Origin of the sequence: [Leptolyngbya] sp. PCC 7376 (assembly GCF_000316605.1) — a bacterium.
Lineage (GTDB): Bacteria > Cyanobacteriota > Cyanobacteriia > Cyanobacteriales > MRBY01 > MRBY01.
Genome location: NC_019683.1, coordinates 954,911 through 975,561, shown reverse-complemented (window position 1 = coordinate 975,561; position 20,651 = coordinate 954,911). Strand labels below are relative to the sequence as shown.

Below are 20,651 nucleotides of genomic sequence, written 5' to 3'. Positions count from 1 at the left end.
TCAGCTATTAAGCAAAACGAATCCTGTCTCAACAATAGCGAAGAATAATTTGATGATTCAGCTTAGTAAAAATACGCTAAGAAAAATTAGGGGGATGGCTGACCTTCAAGGAACCGTAAAAACTCTAATAATTCTGCGTCCGATAATAATTGACGCGATCGCTTCCCATAAGTTTCGAGTAAATAATTCCGACCCTGCTCACTCGTCCAACCCAGACGTTTTAGCTCGACATCACTGCGGGCAATAATATCTGAAAAATCGAGAGGCTCTTCTACGGCAGGGGCCGCACTTGTCGTTGTCGCAGGCGCAGAAGGCTCAATAATTGGTTCTGGCTCTAGTTCTGGCGGGGCAGACAGCGGCAAGTCATAGGTGAATTCTGCCTTGGGAGCCGCTACCGGAACAGGCTTTGTTACAGTGGGTTGCTTGATTGGTACTGCTGTGGGCGAAGGTACGGGAATGGTCGGTGGGGCGATCGCTGGTTGTACTGAAGCCGGTTTGGATGCGGCTCTACTACCCGACACCAATAACCCTAAAGCCCGAGCCCGAGCCTGATCTTCTGCATGCTCTACCGAAGCTGCTGCCGCCAAGCCACTCGTAAGCGTCACACCATCATTCTGCACTAAAACCCGCACTACATATTGACCATGCTCAATGGCAGCTAACTCGCTCACCAAACCGCCTTGGGGATATTGCTGTCGAAAAATCTCTGGTGTCATGGAACCTGACGCGTCTTATTTCGCTAACTTCTAGTTCAATAGTACTTTATCTTGCCCCTCGCGGTTGCCTGAAACTGAGGTAAACAAATGGGTACATGTAGAGTCGCCCAATTACGAGGTACAATATTCTCCGAGGCGCTATAACAAGCATTGTCTGACGACTTGATGTGCATTCAAAAGCAACATTGTACTGCCGTCGCTTTAGTATCGCTCATCGGTCATCGCAAACAAGACCTTGTCTGCCTTAATCTACCTAGAATCTCGAAAGTTTTGCTGAGCCACAGGCACTACCTTTCTGTCTTTCGCTGAAATGTTACTCCGGTCGGTTTCAGACTATTTCTGCCTTAGACACTCCCTTGGTGTTATGACCCAGATCCTTATGGGTCGGTTGAAGTAGAAGACTTGATTTTTAAGCATTGAGTTTTTGTCGACTTTGTCTCTGCACAAACGAGGTCTAGATAGCTCCCTGGCCCCACCTCGCTCACCCTGAATTTTTCTAGCTGGTAATGAGTTTGATCTTTACTGATAGGAAATACTCAGATGTTGACCCTGATCAATTGCTTCTTGTGGCACTTCCCCTGGCAAAATGGTTGATTTTCCCGACATCCTTTCGGGACTGATCACGGAAAATTAATGGTTAATTTTGTTTTGGCAGGTTTTGTTGTTTCACTTTACTTTCTAACGAAAAGGATCGTTTTGCATGGATTTCTCAGTCGCTACACTGCTGTCGTACTTTACGGATGACAAATTAGTTGCAGGTAAATTCCTCGAGAAAAAGTTAGAGTGTAATTCTGATGAGGATAGTACCAATCTCCAAATTGTTTTGGATGCTTTAGAGCGCGCCAAGTTGTTGGTGAAGGAGCGAGGCAAGTATCGACGTGTGACTGATGAAGGCATCTTTGAGGCTAAGTTGCGATGTTCGAGTAAAGGATTTTGTTTTGCGATCCAGGATTCTGAGGATGCGGAAGATATTTATATTCGCGAAACCTATCTGAGTAATGCTTGGAATGGTGACCGGGTACTGGTCAAAATTATTAAGGAAGGCACGAGGCGGCGATCGCCTGAGGGAGCGGTTAAGCTGATTTTAGAGCGAGCCAATCCTTCTCTCTTGGCGAAAGTGGTCAAAAAAGAGGAAGGCTTCCGGGCGGTTCCCCTCGATGATCGTTTGTTATTTGAGTTAGAGCTACAGGATCAAAATGAGTTGCTCCAGGAGGCGATTGATCATTTGGTGCATGTGTCGGTGCTGCGCTATCCAATTGCTCAACATTTACCTTTGGGTGCTGTCACGAAGGTGCTCGGTAGTGATGCAGAAGAGGCGGCAGACACAGATATTGTCTGCTGTAAGCATGATCTCTTACGGGATTTTCCTGGGGATATTGTGGCGGCGATCGCCGAGATTGCTGAAGATTTAGATGAGGCGGTGATTGCCCAACGCCGGGACTTTCGGGATCAATTGACGATCACGATTGAGGAAGAGCAACATTTAGCTCCTGGTAATGAAGCCTTTGTCGAAAATGCCTTTACTCTCTCGAAAACAGAGACTGGCCAGTGGCAGCTGGGTATTCATATTGCAGATATTGCGGAGTATGTGTCTGAAGGTAGTGCTTTAGATCGTTGGGCGAAAAAGCATGGTACCGCAGTATTTTTGGGAGAGACGACCATTCCAGTTTTTCCTGCAGCGTTTAAAGAAAAAATTAGTTTGTTGCCGGGTGGCGATCGCCTCACTCTGTCGATTCTGTTGACCTTGGATGAACAGGGAATCGTGAATGAATTTGAGATTGTCCCCAGCGTGATTCGCGTTGACCAAAGTCTCAGTTACCAAAAAGTTCAGCATGTGCTCAGCAGTGGTGAGGAAGTTGAAGGTGAGCTAAAAGACGTTTCTGATCTTTTAAATAACCTGATTTTTAATCTCAGTCCATTGGTTAAAGCGCAGCGATTACAACGAGGTGGCTTCCAAATTTCCCTGCCTGAAGTCGTGTCTGCCTTTAAGGATGAAGGGCGTTTTGGCACGATGATTGTGTCGCCGAGTCTTCCCGTGCGATCGCTGCTCTCCGAAGTCACTATTTTGGCTGGACGCGCTGTCGCAGAACATATGACTGCGTTGGAATTACCCGCGATTTACTGTTACCAAGCCCAACCCGATTTTGAAAGCCTTGAAAATCTGATTAAACTCGGTGGCAATTTAGAGCTTGACCTGAAGCTCGAATCCGAAGAAGAATTACTGCCCCATGATTATCAGCATTTCATTCAGGAATTTAGTAAGGTTGACTCCGCCAAGATTCTGAACTATTTACTCCAATCAACCCTCGATTCACCACGCTACGGTAAACACCCCCATCCTCACTTTGGCTTAGCTTATCGTGATGGCTATACTCGTATCTGTTCACCTGCCCAGCGTTATGGCGACTTGGTGATGCAGCGAATTCTCAAATTAGTTTTGAGTGAAGGACGCGATCGCCGTTCTAGTCGTGTTAAAAATGGCGTCAATCTTGGCAGTAACTCCTGTCATGAAAAAGTAAATTGGAAGGTACTGACAGCCACTAAACAAGGCGAAATCGAAGAGACGATTGCCGGACTGATTTTGCAACTGAATGACCAAGAAAAGATCGCTGATGATGCTGAAAAAGATCTCCAAGGTCTCAAGAAAGCTGAACAGATGAAAGCTCATACTGGAGATACCTTTAAGGGGCTGATTACGGGCGTGCAATCCTATGGCTTTTTTGTGGAAATCGAAGACCTTCTCGTCGAAGGTTTAGTGCATGTCAGCTCATTGAAGGATGACTGGTATGAATATCGCGCTCGCCATAGCTGTTTAGTCGGCCGGAAAAATCGAGTTTCCTACCGCCTCGGTAATACCGTTGAAGTGGAAGTTAAAAGCGTTGACTATTATCGTCAGCAAATTGATCTGGCGATCGCCAAAGATTCTGGAGACACTAACGCTGCTGACCAAACGGATGAGCAGGCTGATGTAGAAGAAGAAGCTTGGGAAGAAGAGTAAATTCAAATCGTCTGTTGAAGTCAAAGTCCGATGTCTGCATTAACTGTTTGAGTGAACTAACGAAAGAAGCCTCCTAATCTCATGAGATTAGGAGGCTTTTAACTTTATTTAGATCAAAGGCAAAGACTTATAAATAGCTAATAATGGCATCAATATTTTGAGTGGTATCAATGCTACGTACCCAGAGAGATTCATCGTCCGTAAAACCCTCAGCATTGTCGATCTGAGTCTGTAACAAGTCTGCTGTTGCGTCAGAGATATCATCGTTACGGTCTTGCAGACGCTGTTCGAGAGTGGAAGTCGGCGCTTGGCAATACAAAATTTGATAGGGCAACCCTTCTGCTTCACAGGCTGCCATCACATCTTTACGTTGGGAGATGCGATCAAATTTTGCATCCAGAATGACAGTAAAGCCTTGTTTTGCTAACAACACCCCAAGCTCTGTGAGACGAGCATAGGTTTTCTCTGTCATCTCTGCACTGTAGAGACTGTCTGGTGCTTTTGCATCAAGGGACACACCACCAAGGTGTTTACGAGCTGCATCAGAACGAATGTGAATAGCATTCCACAATCTTGCACAGCGTCGTGCCACTGTTGATTTTCCGGAGCCAGATAGACCAGACATCATGACCACTTTTCCTTTGGGGAGCTGGGTATATTGCCAAGCGAGTTCGTAGTATTCGGAGGCGGTTTTGGCGGCTTCCTGTTTTGCCTCTTCGGCGATCGCCGGATCATCTAGAAGGAAAGATGTTACTTTTGCGCGGACATAGGCTTGGCGACTGAGATAAAGCGGCAGCACTTGTAATCCTTCCCAATCTCCTGTTTGTTCAAGGTACGTATTGAGGAAAGCATTGCCCAGCTCTTTTGCGCCACGGGCATCGAGATCCATTACCGCAAAGGCAACGTCATACATCGTATCGACGAAGCGGAAAGGCTCATTAAATTCGATACGGTCAAAGAGTTGAATGTCGTCTTGCCATAGGCAAATATTGCGGAGATGTAGATCACCATGGCATTCACAGATTTTGTTTTGATCGCGACGGCTCGCAAAAATATCTTCGCGGCTCGCAAAAAAATTATCAGTAAAGTCCTTTGTTTGTTCGAAGCGTTTTTGAGTTTGAACACGACCAATATATCCAGCGGTTTGATCGTAGTTTTCATCGATCGCCTGACGAATTTTTGCGATTTCACCAAAGCTGCGGATGTAGTCATTCGTTTCAGCTGTTGCATGGAATGCTGCCACAACTTTACCCAATTGCACCATCTGCTCTTCAGTCAGGGTTCCCGCTTGGAACATACCGCTGAGGAGATTTTCCTGAGGGAATTGGCGCATCTTTACTGCGTATTCAACAATGTCTCCTTGCCCGTCAATAGCATATGTCTCGCCGTCATAGGTAATGGAGACAACTTCAAGGTAGAGATCTTTTGTGAGGGAACTATTTAGGGCGAGTTCTGCTTCGCAAAAATGCTTCCGCTTTTCTAATGTTGAAAAATCGAGAAACCCAAAATTCACGGATTTTTTGAGTTTGTAAGCGTAGTCCCCTGTCAGAAAGACATATGAAACGTGGGTCTGCACCAGGTCAATCTCATTATTTGCGTTGTGGGGATAGATATCGGGGGTTTGTAGGGTTCTGATGAGTGTTTCGATGGTGTGGGACATTAACCTGATCTACCTTGAAAAGGGGATGTTTGCTAAGCTTTCGCATTCAACGATAGCATCATTCTCCGGTCATGCTACGTGGGGCGATCGCCCAGAGGTTAGGCAAAGATCGGGTCGTGAGCCGGCGCAAAAATATAATCGAAATCAAAAATCAAATATTGACTATTGCGAGAAATCGAGAAGCCAAAATCAATCACAGCATCCGTAGAAAAGGTCGCCATAATTAGGGTCACTAATTTTTTCGTGGGAATCTGCGGAATCTGGATGTAGTAATCGCGCTTCGCAAAGAAAACTTTTTCATCTTTGGGAACCACAATGCTGTTAATGCGATGGGTGTATTGGATAGGTTTAATGTAGCGGTTATAAAAATAGTCTTGGTTAATTTGAAGTTGGTAGAGTTTTTCCTGTTGTTCCCAGCTCATCTGAAAAAACATTTTTAAAACTTCGAAACCGAGGATATAGTTCAATACTTTGTTTTGTTCTTGTTTTTTGATTACAAGTTGCAGTGCAGATTGTAGATATTGTTGTGGCCGTCGGTGCATATCCTGGGCTGAGTGGACGTAAAACTGTCGGATATAGGTGCGTAATAATTTTTCGTTGAGAATGCTACCAATACGGAACCGTTCTAAATGGCCGCGCATTTGTTGTTGGGTGTCTTGGTCAACTAAGATTTTTGCGATGATCCCTTCTGCGGTAAAGTCGTCGAGGAATTGTGCTTGGTCTTGGGGAGTCGCAGCACAGAGCAAATGGCATAGGGAGAGCATGTAGCGGCGTTGTTGCCATGATAGACCTTCGACCCAGTGACGAACTTCCGACGGTAATTTGTCTAACATAGGTTTCGGGTAGAGACAGCTGATAAGGAAAGTTTATGCTTCCATTGTTTATTATAGATACTTGACTTTTCTGGATTGCGGCGATCGCTACTTTTTTCTTGCAAGTGTCCTTAATGTTTACGGAGAGTGATTTGTTTTGAATTGTCGCAAGTTAGGCGATCGCCCTAGCGGAAGGGTGGTGAATAGATAAGTCCATCGTCAGTCCAGAGTGAATTCATGCCACGTTCTAACCCGAAAGGCTCCCCGAGATTACGCTCATAAATTTCGCCATAATTGCCAACATGCTTGATGATCCGCAGTGCAAAATCATTGCTTAAGCCCATATCCTCTCCGAGTCGACCTTCGAGACCGAGAAAGCGTCGTACTAATGGATCTTTAGAATCTAAAAAATCTGAAACATTGTCTGAATTGATCCCAAATTCTTCTGCCTGAATCAGAGCATAAGCTACCCATTTAACAGTGTCGAACCAGGGTGAATCATCATTTTTGACAACTGGGGCAAGGGGTTCTTTTGATAGAACATCGGAAAGTAATTTGTGGGCCTCTGGATCTGCCATTGTGGCGCGACGAATTACGAGTTGGGAGCGATCAGATGTTGCTCCCTCACACCGACCATCGGCATAGGCTTGGTACATATCTTCCGCATCATCAAAAACAACGGGCTTATATGTGATATTTTTCTGGCGCATCCGGTCAGCGAGGTTTAATTCGGTAGTGGTGCCGGATTGTACACAGATAGATTTGCCTTCGAGATCGGCGATCGCCTGAACACCACTGGCTTGGGATACGAGGATACCTTGCCCGTCATAAAACAAAATTGGCCCAAACTCTAGGCCCACAACCGTATCGCGGCTAATGGTCCAGGTTGTGTTGCGACTGAGCAGATCCACTCCTTCATTTTGGACAACCTCTAAACGCTCTTGAGCACTAAGTTCTTTAAACTGGACAGCCTTGGGATCATCGAAGAGAGCTGCTGCCACTGCCCGACAAAAATCGACATCTATGCCGGCATAATTTCCTGTTTCATCAATAAAACTAAAGCCAGGCAGTTGACCATTAACGCCACAAATAATTTCTTTTCTATCTAAAACCTCTTCCAGTTTGCTTGAATTGCCTATCGGTAGCCCTTCAACAGGTTCGTCCGGCATCGACTCACGATTACAACCACCAATGACAGTGAGACAGGCGATCGCCAAGCCAATTGAATAGGATTTCAGAAATGCATTGATCATTAGCCCAAGCCGAACTAGAAATACTCACAATTATATTGGAGACGCATCTCCTCAGCGGTGAAAGGAGAACTGTCCCAAACCATAATGGTGGGTAAGCATGGGATGATTGAACTTAGGGAAAATATGGGCGTTACTGGATTTGAACCAGTGGCATCCTGCTTGTAAGGCAGGCGCTCTACCACTGAGCTAAACGCCCTTAAGCCTTAACAATAATAACAAGGGTTTTTCGAAAGTGCAAGACTTCTCCGGGATTTCTTTGGGTTGAGAGACTGGATACTAACGGCGGTGGGGTTTTTGAGGGCGTGAAGACCGTTTGGTTTTGCTGTTTTTACCTTTGGATTGACGTGATGAGTTGGGTTGAATGCCGAGGGCCTTTTGATAAATGCGCTCATTTTCTTGAACGGATTGCTGTAGATCGACCATTGGCTTTGGATATGTCTCTCCCAAAGTAATGTCATGGCGATCGCCCAGTTCTCTTACAGAGATGCGCCAAGGTTGGTGGATTTGCTCTCCGGGAATAGATTTCAACTCTGGGAGCCAGTGGCGGACATACTCTCCTTGTGGATCATAATCTTTGGCTTGTTTGGGGATATTAAAGTAACGAAATCCACGTGCATCGTTACCTACACCTGCTGTGTAATTCCAGTTACCCCAATTGCTACAGACATCGTAATCAATGAGTTGTGATTCAAACCATTCTGCTCCCATTCGCCAATCGAGTCCCAGATTTTTTGTTAGGAAACTGCCGACATTTTGCCGTCCCCGATTTGACATAAAACCTGTTTGGAGGAGTTCTCGCATATTTGCATCAACAAAGGGAATTCCTGTTTGACCAGTGCGCCATAATTCAAAGGCTTCCCTGTCTTGTTTCCACGGAATTTTGACACCCTGTAATCCCTTAGGTTGGAAAATTTTAATGCCATGTTTTGCACTAATCCATCGAAAATAATCTCGCCATAACAATTCAAAAATGAGCCAGTAAGTTGAATCATTAGCCACGCGCTCTGTTTCATATCGGCTGACTTGGGCGGCAATCTGTCTGGCAGAGAGACAACCTAGGGCTAACCAAGGTGAAAATTTAGAGGAATAGTCTCCCCCTAAAAGGCCATTGCGGGTTTGTTTATAGCTTTTTAAGTGGTTGCCGCGCCAAAAATAATCTTGTAATCGTTCTAAGGCAGCCGTTTCGCCGCCTTGAAAGGCTAAAACACCACGGCGATCGCTCTCTGGTGTGCTTAACCCCAATTGTTTTAAAGTCGGTAGCTCACCCAATGCCATTGCCAATTCTGAGGGGAGAGGCGGTAATTCTTGGGGCGTTGGTAAGGCTTGGACAATATTCGCATATTTTTCGACTGTTTTACGAAATTGCGTAAAAACCTCTGGTACTTGCGGAATCCCAAAAGGCATCTCTTCTGGTTCATGGAGTGTTGTACCCCAAAAGGTTCCGACAGAAACATTCTGCTGACTGAGGTTTTTTTGAAGACGTTTTTCGATGTGAGTTTCTTCCGCTGTGACTTCCCGATGCCAATACACTGTGTCAATTTGAAACTGTCTACAGAGTTGAGAGATAATCACCTCTGGTTTGCCGGAATAGATCAGGAGATTGCTGCCTTTTTGTTGGAGTGATCGCCTTAGGTTTGCCACACTTTCCAATAAAAATTGACCCCGAAAATTACCCGTTTTAGGAAAACCAAAAGCAGTTTGTGTAAATTCCCGGGAGTCAAAACAGTAGAGGGGGATAATCTCGGCCTGCTGCTGGAGCGCTGTAATGAGAGGTTTATGGTCATGGAGGCGTAGGTCACGACGGTACCACAACAAAATTCTTGTCAAAGGCATGGCAATACAATCAGAAGAAGCAGGGAATTTTAGAGTTAGACTCTGGAAAATTTTCTGGGGTAAAGTTACTTAGTATAACGAGCTGCTTTTGTGGTGTCGTGGAGGTTGTGGATTATGACAAATTCGACTGATGTTCAACGGTTAATGGCGGGCTGTCTCGGTGGGGCGATCGCCTTTATTCCCCATGCAGTTAAGGCTCAAACCTTGACCGATATTAACGACCATTGGGCGGAGCGCTGTATTCAACATCTTGAGCAGCGGGATATTGTCCAGGGTTATCCAGATCAAACCTTTCGCCCTAACGAACCTGTTACCCGCACCGAATTCGCCGCTTTTCTGAACCGTGCTTTTCCCGATTCAATCGATCAAACTTTTGCTCAAGAATACCGTGATCTTGACGAAACCTATTGGGGACTAATTCCCATTGATCGTGCTACTCGCTCTGGCTTTATGACTGGTTATCCTGATGGCACATTCAAACCAACCCGTAATATTCCCCGATACGAAACCTTGCTTGCTCTGGTGGCTGGCCTAAACTACGTTCCCCAAGGCAATCCCCAGACAATCATTTCTAAGTATTATGAAGATGCTGCTGACTTGCCCGCCTTTGCTTATCCGGCGATCGCCGCGGCTACAGAACAGCAATTGATCGTAAATTATCCTAATCTCACTCGCCTGAACCCTCAACAATGGGCTAGCCGCGCCGAAGTTGCCAGTTTTTTGTGCCGTGCCCTTGATACCACTGGCACTATTTCCGAAGAATATATCGTTGGTGGCCAAAGCTCTCGCCCATCCTTTGGTCGGCAACCCAGCACAATCCCTACCCTTTCACCCTAATTTCATTCAGATCCGTAACATTGACGTGAAACTTCATGTGTAAACTATTCGCTTTGGTCAACCCTGTGCCAAGATAAACATGCAAAAGCTGCCTTAAAACAGGACAAGCATCTACCTCATAAATTTCACATTCCGTCCCAATCTTTGCTTAGCAATCGAGAGGGAGCACAACAATAGCCCATGCTCATTCTGAAACGGAAAGATGTAGACATTGCCAATGTCCAACATCCCAAGCGGGAACAAACCGTTCCTATCCTCAACTACCAAGGACAAACCTTCCGCCTGATTAGTGTTTTTAGTGCTAATCAGGAAACTGAAGCACGGGGATTTTGGCGTGATCTAACAGATAACCAAGGTAAATTTTGTATTCTTCTTGAAGAGACTGAACGTTTTAGTGTTTGGGGAAAAATTCGAGTTGAGCAATTGGGTAGTGATGATGATGCTTCCAGCCAAATTGTGCCCTTGACCCAAGCCTGCATTATTTTGCTGCAAACAGTTTATTTCGACCTTGAAGACCTCTTTGGAGCAAGACAAGCTGAACGTTTCAATACCGAGCTAATGAAGGTTTTGCAGCCATGGAACTTCCCACAATTAAAGACGGCTCAGGATTTGGGGACGATCATCGACGTTGATCCTCTTGAAGGTAATGTGCCGCCTTGGGAAGAACATCATCTCATTACGCTTTTACAGGAGATGTATCGGATTGGTAAAGCGTATTTTGGAAATAGTTCTTTTGCTGAAGGGATTGATGAATTGCTAGTAGATATGCCATCAGAAGAGCAACAGTATTTTATTAAGTGGCTTGGACAATCTCCGTTAGGACAAATGTGGCATTGATCCTCAGATTTTATGAAGCAACTTTCTTTGGGTAACGTAGGTTGTATTAATCAATTATGGAATAACTGAGAAAAACAAGCCTGCTCGTTCCTAGAGGCGATACACTAGTAGGACTTATCTTGGCTAAGGCTTTGGTAAGGAATTTTTGTTGTTTCGTTGTTGCTAGCGCATTGCCCGGAAGACCATATGAGCCCCCGCAAACTCACTAATGCAGATAAAGAAGAGTTATTGGTTGCCTACCGCGACACTGCGGCGACGACATCGACTCTGGCGGAACAGTATGGGGTGAGTAGCTCGACTATTAGCCGTTTCCTGAAGAGCCGCCTCAGCACTGAGGAATACGAAGATCTAATTCAGAAGAAACGTCTTGGTCGGAGCAATAGCCTTAAAAAGGCGAAAGCCAAGAAATCCGATAGTAAGTCGAAGTCTAAATCCGCTTCCAAAGATAAAGCACCTAAGCTGAAGCCGAAACAAGATAAGGCTAAACCAGAGATAGAGATTACTGAAATTGTAGAGAGTGTAAAAGAAGCTTCGGATTCTGCGTCATCTGATGAGCAGCAGGAAAAGCCAAAGAAGCGTCGGACTCGCTCGCGGCGCTCGCGGTCTAAGACAGAAGAAAAACCATTACCGTTATTGCAGGAGTTGGATAGTAAGGCTCAGCAAGATGATTCTCCTGACGTTAAACAATCAGAAGAGGTCGTAGTTCAGGATGAGCAACCACAGGATATGGATGAGTCTGATGTAAATCAAGATCTGTTGGCTTTGGCTCAGGAAATTCGGTTAGGCGATCGCCAGCAGGCTTTAAAAGAACTATTAGGCGATGACATCGATGATTTAGAGGAAGAAGACGACGATGACGAATACGATGATGATGAGCAGGATGATACTGATATTGGCTCTTCACAGCGTATTCTTCCAGATCAGGTGCAAATTTTACCGCTGAATCAGGCTTCTTTCCCTCGTACTTGTTACGTTGTGACAGACCGGATGTCCGAGCTGATTGCCCGTCCTCTCAAAGAATTCCGTGAATTAGGCCAGATTCCTGACGAAGAAACTAGTCAGAAAACGCTGCCGATTTTTGATAATCACCGGGTTGCCAAGCGTTTTACTCACGGGCGATCACAGAAAGTTATTAAAGTACCCGATAGTCGTCTCTTCCTGAAAACAAGTGCTTGTCTAACAGCAAAAGGCATTACCCGTGTGCTGCTGGATGGCCAAGTTTATGCGCTATCGCTCGAAACCATAGATAGCAAAAATTAGCTTGAATTCTTCCGAATTTTAGCAGCTAAATCCTGTATCTAACATAGGATAGGAAAAGACCTTATCCAGGTTTCCTTATGTCTATTACTGCTGCTCGACTTGTATTGAGATGAAAATATTGATTCTGAATGCCTCTGATGTGAAAGGAGGAGCAGCAAAAGTTGGCTATCTGCTTGCTAAAGGTCTGGTAGAGCGCCACCATGAAGTTTGTTATCTTGTCCAACATCAATCGGCAACGGATACTTTTATTCAGGAAATTCCTAGACCGATAGTTAAGCATGAGTCCCGCACCATTCCCCAAAGAATTATTCATCGTTTAGGCATTAATCAATTGGGGTTGACGGAGACTTTGCCATTTCGATTAGAAGCTGATTTTGTTCGGCAGTTTGATCTCGTTCATCTCCATGATCTGCCCACCTTTAATTTAGCCGGTTTACCTTGGTTAAGTCGTTTGATACCGACAGTCTGGACAATGCATACGATGGCTGCTTTTACTGGAAATTGTCTTTATTCATATGACTGTGATCGCTGGCAAAGCAGTTGTGGTAATTGCCCGCAGTTTGGCAAGTTTCCCGTACTCTGGTTACATCGTGATGGATCTGGGTTAAACATCAACCTCAAGCGCTTGATTTATCAACTGAGCCAACTACACATTATTGGGGTGTCTAACTGGATTAGTGATCAAGCTAAAAAAGGTATTTTGGGACGTTTTCCAGTGCAAACAATTCTCAATCCAGTTGATACCAAGGATTTTTATCCAATTGTTGATCGGACTGCCTTGCGGCAAAGTTTAAATATTCCGATTGATGCAGAAGTAATTTTATTTTCGGTGTCTGGGAAAGTTGAAGATCAGCGAAAAGGTTTAGATATTATCCTCAAAGCTTTACCCCAACTCACTCTTAATAACCTTTATCTGATTCCCCTTGGAATTGCTGGGGCCGGAACACAGATTGCAGAGGCGTTGGCTGGATTTGCTCACCGTGAGTTTGCCCATGTGAGTGATGTCGCGTTGCTTAATAAATTGCTGAGTGCGGCGGATTTGGTTTGGCATCCTAGTCGTGCAGATACGTCTTCACTAATGAGTTTGGAAGCATTCGCCGCAGGTACTCCTGTGATTGCGGCATCTGTTGGTGGTGTGCCAGAAGTGATTGGCGATGCGGGTATTTTAATGCCACCGGATGATCCCTCTGCTTTGGTGGAGGCTACCCATGAGTTCTTGGGGCGATCGCTTCAAGAACGTCAAGCAACGGAGGAATATGCTGTTGACTATGTAAAAGAAAAATTCAATCTCAATAAATTTATTACTGCCCATGAACATCTCTATAAATCTTTGATTTAACTTTTTATGTGTTCTCCTTTAAATAGTGATTTTCCTTTATTTTGTTAAATGAACCTTTCTAAACTCTCTGACCCTGTCAAAAAGATTATTCATCTTGTTAATATCGTTGACTTTAAAGCGGGTAGTGAACATGCGATCGCCCAAAATATTACCTTAGAATCTCTGAAGAGAGCAAAAATATATGCTGAAAATCAAGGCTTAGAAATCAAATTACTTTCTGCACAGTATCCAGAAGACCACACTCGTATTCCAGAGTGGATTGAAGCAACAGAAGATCTCGAATTTTCTTGCTTGGAATATCCGGAACTATTAGATAATCGTAAGCTACCATCTTTAGCTGATATTATTCAGCGAGGTTTAGATGCTGCTGTCGATGCTGATGCCTTGATTTATTCAAATATTGATATTGCCGTGCAGAAAGAAATTTATGTCAATGTCAAAAATGAACTAGATCAAGGAGCTGAGTCCCTATCCATTACGAGACGGACAATTCCACAAGAATTTGATTCCCCTGAACAGCTCGACGCAATGTATCAAAGCAAGGGAGAAGCACATCCTGGGGATGATTTTTTTGTATTTTCTAAAGCTTGCTTCCCTAAAATGAGCCTTAGACCTGTCTTTGTTGGAGTATGCTGGTTTGACAAAATTTTACTTCTAAATGCGGCGGCCTATGGTCGACCGTTCAAGAAAATTCGTGACCAATGTTGGACGTTTCACTTGGGTGATGACCGTACTTGGAGTACTGATCGGTTGCATCTGATTTCAGAATATAACCGAAAATACCTTGTGGAATTAGTAGAAGAAATTGAAGCTAAACAGGGCTATGCTCCACGAAATAAATTATTTTGGCCCCATGTTCGCTCAGTTTATGAACTGATTGGCTTTGAAGTGAAAAAAAATATTGGCGATCATATCCAGGAATTTGTTGATTCCATCATCAAAAAATTTAAAAGTAAGGTGAAAAACCTATTAGTAAAATAACCATTTCGTCTCAGAAAATCGCTTTGGTTTCTTATGAACTTCGCACTCGATCCTCACCTTGATATCCTTGCTGAACAGTCCCTTGCTCGCTTGAGGCGACCGACAGATTTACCGCTTCCCGATGAGAACTTTATTGATACGACCCCTGTTCATTTAGAGGGTGATCTCGAAAATTGGAAGAACTTTTTTGAATCCAGTGCTTTTCCTCTCCCCCAGACAATTCCAGAGTTGCAAAACAAAACTGTCGTCTTCGATCTTGACGAAACCCTACTAATGAATAGCTATATTTCCCCAGAAATATGGAATTTAGGAGGAGGCTATCAAGATCGAAATATCTATCCTGCCTTTCGATATGATCGCCTCCAACCGACCCTCAAAGGACGTTTGCAAAAGCTTTTGGGGAGAACAGACTACGACACCCGTGATCGAGTGAAATATTCTTTTCTTCAGCAACCGCGCCATATTGTTTGCTTTCGGCCCGGTATCCTGTATGGATTATGCTGGCTTAAAAAGCAAGGGGTTACCTTAATCCTTGCTACAGCTAGTGCCCGTAAACGAGTGCAATATCTTACCCAAAAATTTCCGATTTTGACAGAACTCTTTGAAGAACGGATTATTACCGCAAACGAGATTGCATATTACTATCATACAAACTCGGAACCGTCCGAGTCTGAGCAAAGAATTTTTAGCAAACGTCCCTATTCTTTGGCTGCAAAAGTTCCTGCAATCTTTAATTTCTTTTTAAAGAGAAACGATTATGATTTGCTCATTGATGACTCTAAAACAACAAAGCAGCTTTTTTCTGACTCTGTCTTATCTCCAAAATTACTTGCTATTGACTCTGATCAGGCCCTTAGCAGCTATGGCTTAAACATTATTTTGATGACTGCCTATGATCTATTAAAAAAGCAGCAACCTGTCTTAGATGATGTATCAATTGACCCTCAGAAAATTGACCGAGCCGAAGATCCATACTATTGGTCTCTATGCCATACTAAGGATCAAATTCTTTTAAAGTAATTGATTCGCAAAATTATCAGCAACAGCCGAGTTTTATCCCATAATCTGAGTCCCTAAAGACTATGATTTTTGACCTTTTAAACATTTCTTTCGAGATAAATTAATGGAAACTAAGCAGCAAAAAAGAGAAACTGTTGCCATTATCATCATGAACCGTGATCGCCCCAAGATCACAAATAATGTGGTAGAACAGGTTCAGCAAATGGGCGGGAACTTCGACGTTTCTCTGATCGTGGTTGAAGCCGGTAGCCATCCCAATAAACGCTCGAAATATATGACCCACTACTTTGGTGATCGCAACTATAAAGGGCGTTACTATGCGTTTAACCAGGGTATCAAATTTGCCCACCAAATCAAGCTCGAGTACGATTACTATTGGTTTGTTGTGAACGACATTATTTTTCCCGAAGGTGAAGACACTCTTCAATTACTCTGGGAAGCTCTTCAAGAGAATCCCCGCATGGCTGCTATTGGGCCGGGAGAACCAGAAGCCGATGACTATAAAGGATGTCACCCTAAACCAGAATTACGTAAATGGCATAAAGCCTCCACTATCCACGGACTGGCAATGTTAATGCGAGGCACAGCTTACCGAGAAGTTGGTTACTGTAACCCCCAGTTTCACTATTCTCAAGGTGCTAGTTCTGAACTAGCCTACAAGGTATACAAAAATAATTGGTTTCTCGCATACTCAGATATTGCCAATATCTATCATGATCAAAGCGGTAGTACCTATGGTGTCGTGACCAAAATCTCTCGCCATGAATACCATCTGCGTGCCAGAAAATTTGCTGCACAATACCTCCGCAACAATTATGGAGAAAATTGGGATGAAATCTTTACTAGTGTCCTGCCGCCAGACGTTGAAGAAAACACATTCCCATGGCAAAAGAAAGTTTGGGAAACACCTCTCAGACGTAACTGGAAGGAATTTTATCCTTGGTTTTGGCAATTCGGTAGTGACGTTAAAAATATCCTGAGAAAATATGGCGTTCTGAAAAGTCCATCAGCAAACTAAAGTCTCAATGTATTGCTGCACGATTATTTATTCCGTTCCTTACGAAAAATCCTCCTAAGATCATGTCACTAGGTTCACTCCGTTTAAAATTCCAAGAAAAATTTGGCCATGGTTTATCGGTAGCCTATTATCGTGATATTGTCCGCCCTAAAATTTTAGGTACGCGTCCAATTACAGAAACGACAGATACGAGCTGTGAATTGCATGTGATGACATCGCAACGGGATTGGCTGAACCTAATGTGGTCGATCAAATCCTTTTACGTGTATTCGGGTCGCCAATATGGACTTTGTATCCATGATGATGGATCTTTAACGTCTGAGATGTTGGCTGCTTTTTGCTACCATTTTCCTAATGCCCGTGTGATTGAGCGCCATGAAGCTGATGCATTTGTTTTGCCACAATTGAAGGATTATCCAAATTGTCTCAAGTTTCGCGAAACTAACCATTTATCACCCAAAGTGTTCGATTTTCGGGCATATTTAAATGCAGATCGGATGTTGTTATTTGATAGCGACTTGATTTTCTTTGCGGAGCCTAAAGAGCTATTAGAACGCATTGAAAACCCAGAATATAAGCTCAACAGCGTTAATGGTGATGTAAGTAATGCCTATACGATTGACCCCGCTGTGGTCAAGGAAAAGGCCGGTTTCGAGGTAATTAATCGATTTAATTCTGGCTTGGGATTAATCCATAAGGAGTCACTGAATTTGGATTGGCTCGAGGAGTTTTTACAGTTGCCAGATGCAATCGGCCATTTTTGGCGTATTGAGCAAACAATGTATGCGCTCTGCAGCTCAAAGTTTGGTACTGAGTTGTTACCCAAGACTTATGATGTTCATCTCGAGGGTGATCGCGGTCAGGATGCGAGTCGTCATTATGTTGGAGCGATTCGTCATTTAATGTATAGCGAAGGGATAAAGCAATTAGCGAAGCAGGGATTTTTACAGCAGTTGGTAGCCTAGTAAAGGATAATTAATAGATGTCAGAGAATGCTTTATTAAATGTACTGATGATGCCTGATTATCGTCAAGACAATCCTTATCAAGGCCTGCTTGCTAATGCACTCAATGAATGTAAAACATCAGTTTTCTTTTGCAAGGGATACCGTCGTGTTTTTCCGTTATTTCGTCAACTACAAATGCAGGAGAACTCAATTGATGTTTTGCATATTCACTGGCTTAATCCTTACTTGAAAGGTTCCAATTTTCTGATTAAGTTTTTTTATTGCTTGAAGTTTTTGCTGGATATTATTTTAGTGAAAAGTCGAAGGGTAAGAATTGTGTGGACAATTCACAATTTGATTGCTCATAATACGACATTTCCTCTTTTAGAAAAATGGCTCAAGCAAATCTTTTTATCCTATGTTGATCAGGCGATTGTTCATAGTAAAGTTGCGAAGACACAGGTTTTAGATACTTATCGGGTTGATGCTCAGAAAATCGCAGTTATCCCCCATGGCCATTATCGCCAAGTATATATGACAGCTATTTCAAAAGAAGATGCACGCCGCAAGCTGAGCTTGCCTGTAGAAAAAACAATATTTCTCAATTTTGGCATGATTAAACCTTATAAAGGTTTGGAGTCATTGTTGAATATTTGGCAAGTAGACCATTCCCTTGCTGATACTGCTTTTTTGGTGATTGCAGGCAGAGCTTTGGAGGAAGAGTATGGAGAGGCTATTTCGACTCAAGTATCGCAGTTGGCGCATGCTAGATTCGTGAATGAATTTATTCCCAATGACGAAGTACACCTCTATTTCAGTGCAGCAGATGTTGTTGTATTGCCTTTCACGCGTATTTTGACGTCTGGTAGTCTTATTCTGGCGATGTCCTATGGTAAACCTGTGATTGCACCGAGGCTAGAGAATTTGCTGGAAACTTTGGGTGAAGGTACTTATTTGCTCTATGACGATGGTGATAAAAAGGGCTTAGCTCAGAAAATTCACGCTAGTATCGGTAGTAATCTTGGTGATGTAGCAAAAAAAACGCTAGAAGCCGGTGATCACCTTGATTGGCAAATGATTGCAGAGAAAACAAATGATGTTTATCACGCACCCTAAACTGCCATGAAAGAAGATATCAAAGTCAGTATTTTGATTCCTTGTTATAACGCTGAGCAGTGGGTAGGGCAGGCGATTGAGAGTGCTCTTGAACAGACATATTCGAATAAAGAAGTAATCGTCATTGATGACGGTTCTACGGATCAAAGTCTCAATGTTATTAAACAGTTTGGCAAACATATCCGATGGCAGACTCAGACTAATCAAGGAGGGAATATTACCAGAAATAAATTGTTAGATAAAAGTACTGGTGAATGGCTACAATATCTTGATTCAGATGACTATTTAAAACAAAAAAAAATAGAAGAGCAAATTATATATTTACAGCAAAACCCAGACACTGACATTGTGTATTCTCCAAGTATTTACGAATATATTCAATCAGATGGCAGCGCGATCCAAGAGATTTTGCCTATACCTCAACCCCATGATCCTTGGATATTGTTAGCACGGTGGTTTCTTCCTCAGACAGGTAGCCCTCTCTGGCGTAAACAGGCAATTATTGATGCTGGGAAATGGAAAATCAATCAGCCTTGTTGTCAAGAACATGAGTTATACCTAAGACTACTAAAAACAAAACAAAAATTTGTTTATTTCAATCAAGCCGGCTCCGTTTATCGACAATGGAGTGAAAACACAGTTTGCAAGAAAGATAAACCAGAAGTTTTTCGTCGTCGATTAGCAATTGAAACTGATTTAGAGTCCTATCTAAATAAGAATAACCAACTTACTCTAGAAAGGCAGACGGCAATTAATCAAGCTCGGTTTGAATGTGCACGTCAAATTTGGTTATTTGATCCAGTATGGGCTCAGACCATTGCTCAACAGATTAAAGCAACACAAAAAAACTTTATTCCATCAGGATCTGCTGCTCCACAAATATATCGTTTAATTTATCAAGCATTTGGTTTTACTGCAGCAGAATCTATTGGAGAATTTAACCGGAAATTCTTAAAAGTAAAGTAAATTAATTTATGGATAAAATTATTGCCTTTTCTGATGACGCTAACTTTAGTCGACATTCTGGATATTCTATTCTTTCAAAGTATATTCAAGATAGTACTTGCATTCATGTAGAGCGCCTTGGAGTGGGTCTTACGAACCGACTAGCAAATAGATTGTTTCGCACAAAGTCTGTTTCTAGTTGGTATCAAGTAAGTTCGGCTAATTTGGAGTGGCAAGTTCTTCAAGCAAGCAAAAAAAAATCAAATATCTTAATTCATTTATTATGGGGTGAGCGGGATTTTGGATATCTAGATCAGTTGTTAAATTTAGATCAACATCGACTCTGCGTCACATTTCATGCTTGCTCCGATGAACTTAATAAAATCATCACTCAAAAAGATCGCCTTAGGAAACTACATGGCATTATTTTAATGAGCGAGAGCCAGCGCCATTTTTTTGAAGAACAAGGAGTTGAACCGCAAAATATTTCGGTCATTTATCATGGTATCGATACAGAATATTTCACGCCTTTACAACAGCGAAATAAACAGTCATCTACATTTAATGTCTTATCAGTAGGGAATTATCGACGTAAGTTTCCATTGTTACGTACAATTTGTCTGAGCTTACAAGAGCATTCGCACATTCACTTTCAGATTCTTTGTTCTTCTCAGCATCACCATTTATTTGGCGACTTAAATAATGTAACTTTGCTACAGCGTTTATCCAGTGAAGAATTGCGGAAAACTTATCAAAATGCCTCTTGCCAGCTGCTTTGTATGGAAGATGCGACGGCTAATAATGCACTTTTAGAAGGACTATCTTGCGGTGTTCCATTAGTAGCTGAAGATGTAGGAGGGATTTTTGAATATACAGGAGATGATTGTGCTTATCTAGCAACAGAAAATAATGCTCAAGAATTAATAGAGATGTTGTTAGTACTCTCTAAATCTATGGACAGACAAATTAGAATGTCTAATGCAGCAAGACAAAAAGCGTTGACTTTATCTTGGGATAAAGTCGCACAAAACACCAAGAATTTTTATCATAAGATCGCTATATAAAAGAGATGCTAAACAA

Annotated in this window: 17 protein-coding genes and 1 tRNA gene; 12 read left to right on the top strand and 6 right to left on the bottom strand. The window is 42.9% G+C overall.

Annotated features, from left to right (window positions below; genetic code table 11):
- Positions 1 to 86 precede the first annotated feature (86 nt).
- Positions 87 to 716 carry a hypothetical protein gene (locus LEPTO7376_RS04345; protein WP_015133035.1) on the bottom strand — a complete coding sequence of 210 codons (630 nt, stop codon included), beginning with the start codon at positions 714 to 716 and terminating at the stop codon, positions 87 to 89.
- 700 nt (positions 717 to 1,416) lie between these two features.
- Between LEPTO7376_RS04345 and LEPTO7376_RS04340 the strand changes: the two genes are divergently transcribed.
- On the top strand, positions 1,417 to 3,714 hold the full coding sequence (locus LEPTO7376_RS04340) for a ribonuclease R family protein (protein WP_015133034.1): 2,298 nt from the start codon (positions 1,417 to 1,419) through the stop codon (positions 3,712 to 3,714).
- Positions 3,715 to 3,841: 127 nt separating this feature from the next.
- Here the strand turns inward: LEPTO7376_RS04340 and LEPTO7376_RS04335 are convergent, their stop codons facing one another.
- The 5 genes from LEPTO7376_RS04335 to LEPTO7376_RS04315 form a co-directional block, all read right to left on the bottom strand.
- Positions 3,842 to 5,374, bottom strand: coding sequence for an AAA family ATPase (locus LEPTO7376_RS04335; RefSeq protein WP_015133033.1), 1,533 nt, complete (start codon positions 5,372 to 5,374; stop codon positions 3,842 to 3,844).
- 98 nt (positions 5,375 to 5,472) lie between these two features.
- Positions 5,473 to 6,207 (bottom strand): hypothetical protein, encoded by a 735-nt coding sequence (locus LEPTO7376_RS04330; protein ID WP_015133032.1) that lies wholly within the window; start codon positions 6,205 to 6,207, stop codon positions 5,473 to 5,475.
- Positions 6,208 to 6,371: 164 nt separating this feature from the next.
- Entirely contained in the window at positions 6,372 to 7,439 is a 1,068-nt protein-coding gene (locus tag LEPTO7376_RS04325) for an amino acid ABC transporter substrate-binding protein (protein ID WP_015133031.1), read from the bottom strand.
- A gap of 124 nt (positions 7,440 to 7,563) precedes the next feature.
- A tRNA-Val gene (locus LEPTO7376_RS04320) sits at positions 7,564 to 7,635 on the bottom strand.
- A gap of 80 nt (positions 7,636 to 7,715) precedes the next feature.
- Positions 7,716 to 9,272, bottom strand: a complete 1,557-nt coding sequence (locus tag LEPTO7376_RS04315) for a DASH family cryptochrome (RefSeq protein ID WP_015133030.1) — start codon at positions 9,270 to 9,272, stop codon at positions 7,716 to 7,718.
- Positions 9,273 to 9,386: 114 nt separating this feature from the next.
- Between LEPTO7376_RS04315 and LEPTO7376_RS04310 the strand changes: the two genes are divergently transcribed.
- The 11 genes from LEPTO7376_RS04310 to LEPTO7376_RS23180 all read left to right on the top strand — a co-directional run bounded on the left by LEPTO7376_RS04310 (position 9,387) and on the right by LEPTO7376_RS23180 (position 20,635).
- The gene (locus LEPTO7376_RS04310) at positions 9,387 to 10,109 is read left to right on the top strand and encodes an S-layer homology domain-containing protein (RefSeq protein WP_015133029.1); all 723 of its coding nucleotides are present in this window, start codon (positions 9,387 to 9,389) and stop codon (positions 10,107 to 10,109) included.
- A 180-nt stretch (positions 10,110 to 10,289) separates the two neighbouring features.
- Entirely contained in the window at positions 10,290 to 10,946 is a 657-nt protein-coding gene (locus tag LEPTO7376_RS04305; RefSeq protein WP_015133028.1) for an Npun_F0813 family protein, read from the top strand.
- 186 nt (positions 10,947 to 11,132) lie between these two features.
- A complete protein-coding gene (locus LEPTO7376_RS04300) occupies positions 11,133 to 12,206 on the top strand; it encodes a hypothetical protein (protein ID WP_015133027.1) in 1,074 nt (357 codons plus the stop codon).
- Between the two features lie 109 nt (positions 12,207 to 12,315).
- Entirely contained in the window at positions 12,316 to 13,545 is a 1,230-nt protein-coding gene (locus tag LEPTO7376_RS04295; protein WP_015133026.1) for a glycosyltransferase, read from the top strand.
- A gap of 48 nt (positions 13,546 to 13,593) precedes the next feature.
- Positions 13,594 to 14,526 (top strand): hypothetical protein, encoded by a 933-nt coding sequence (locus LEPTO7376_RS04290; RefSeq protein WP_015133025.1) that lies wholly within the window; start codon positions 13,594 to 13,596, stop codon positions 14,524 to 14,526.
- Between the two features lie 33 nt (positions 14,527 to 14,559).
- Positions 14,560 to 15,546 (top strand): hypothetical protein, encoded by a 987-nt coding sequence (locus tag LEPTO7376_RS04285; protein WP_015133024.1) that lies wholly within the window; start codon positions 14,560 to 14,562, stop codon positions 15,544 to 15,546.
- 103 nt (positions 15,547 to 15,649) lie between these two features.
- Positions 15,650 to 16,564, top strand: a complete 915-nt coding sequence (locus LEPTO7376_RS04280; protein ID WP_015133023.1) for a hypothetical protein — start codon at positions 15,650 to 15,652, stop codon at positions 16,562 to 16,564.
- Positions 16,565 to 16,626: 62 nt separating this feature from the next.
- On the top strand, positions 16,627 to 17,529 hold the full coding sequence (locus LEPTO7376_RS04275) for a hypothetical protein (protein ID WP_015133022.1): 903 nt from the start codon (positions 16,627 to 16,629) through the stop codon (positions 17,527 to 17,529).
- 17 nt (positions 17,530 to 17,546) lie between these two features.
- On the top strand, positions 17,547 to 18,626 hold the full coding sequence (locus LEPTO7376_RS04270) for a glycosyltransferase (protein ID WP_015133021.1): 1,080 nt from the start codon (positions 17,547 to 17,549) through the stop codon (positions 18,624 to 18,626).
- Between the two features lie 6 nt (positions 18,627 to 18,632).
- Positions 18,633 to 19,592 carry a glycosyltransferase gene (locus LEPTO7376_RS04265; protein ID WP_015133020.1) on the top strand — a complete coding sequence of 320 codons (960 nt, stop codon included), beginning with the start codon at positions 18,633 to 18,635 and terminating at the stop codon, positions 19,590 to 19,592.
- 8 nt (positions 19,593 to 19,600) lie between these two features.
- The gene (locus LEPTO7376_RS23180; protein WP_015133019.1) at positions 19,601 to 20,635 is read left to right on the top strand and encodes a glycosyltransferase family 4 protein; all 1,035 of its coding nucleotides are present in this window, start codon (positions 19,601 to 19,603) and stop codon (positions 20,633 to 20,635) included.
- Positions 20,636 to 20,651 lie beyond the last annotated feature (16 nt).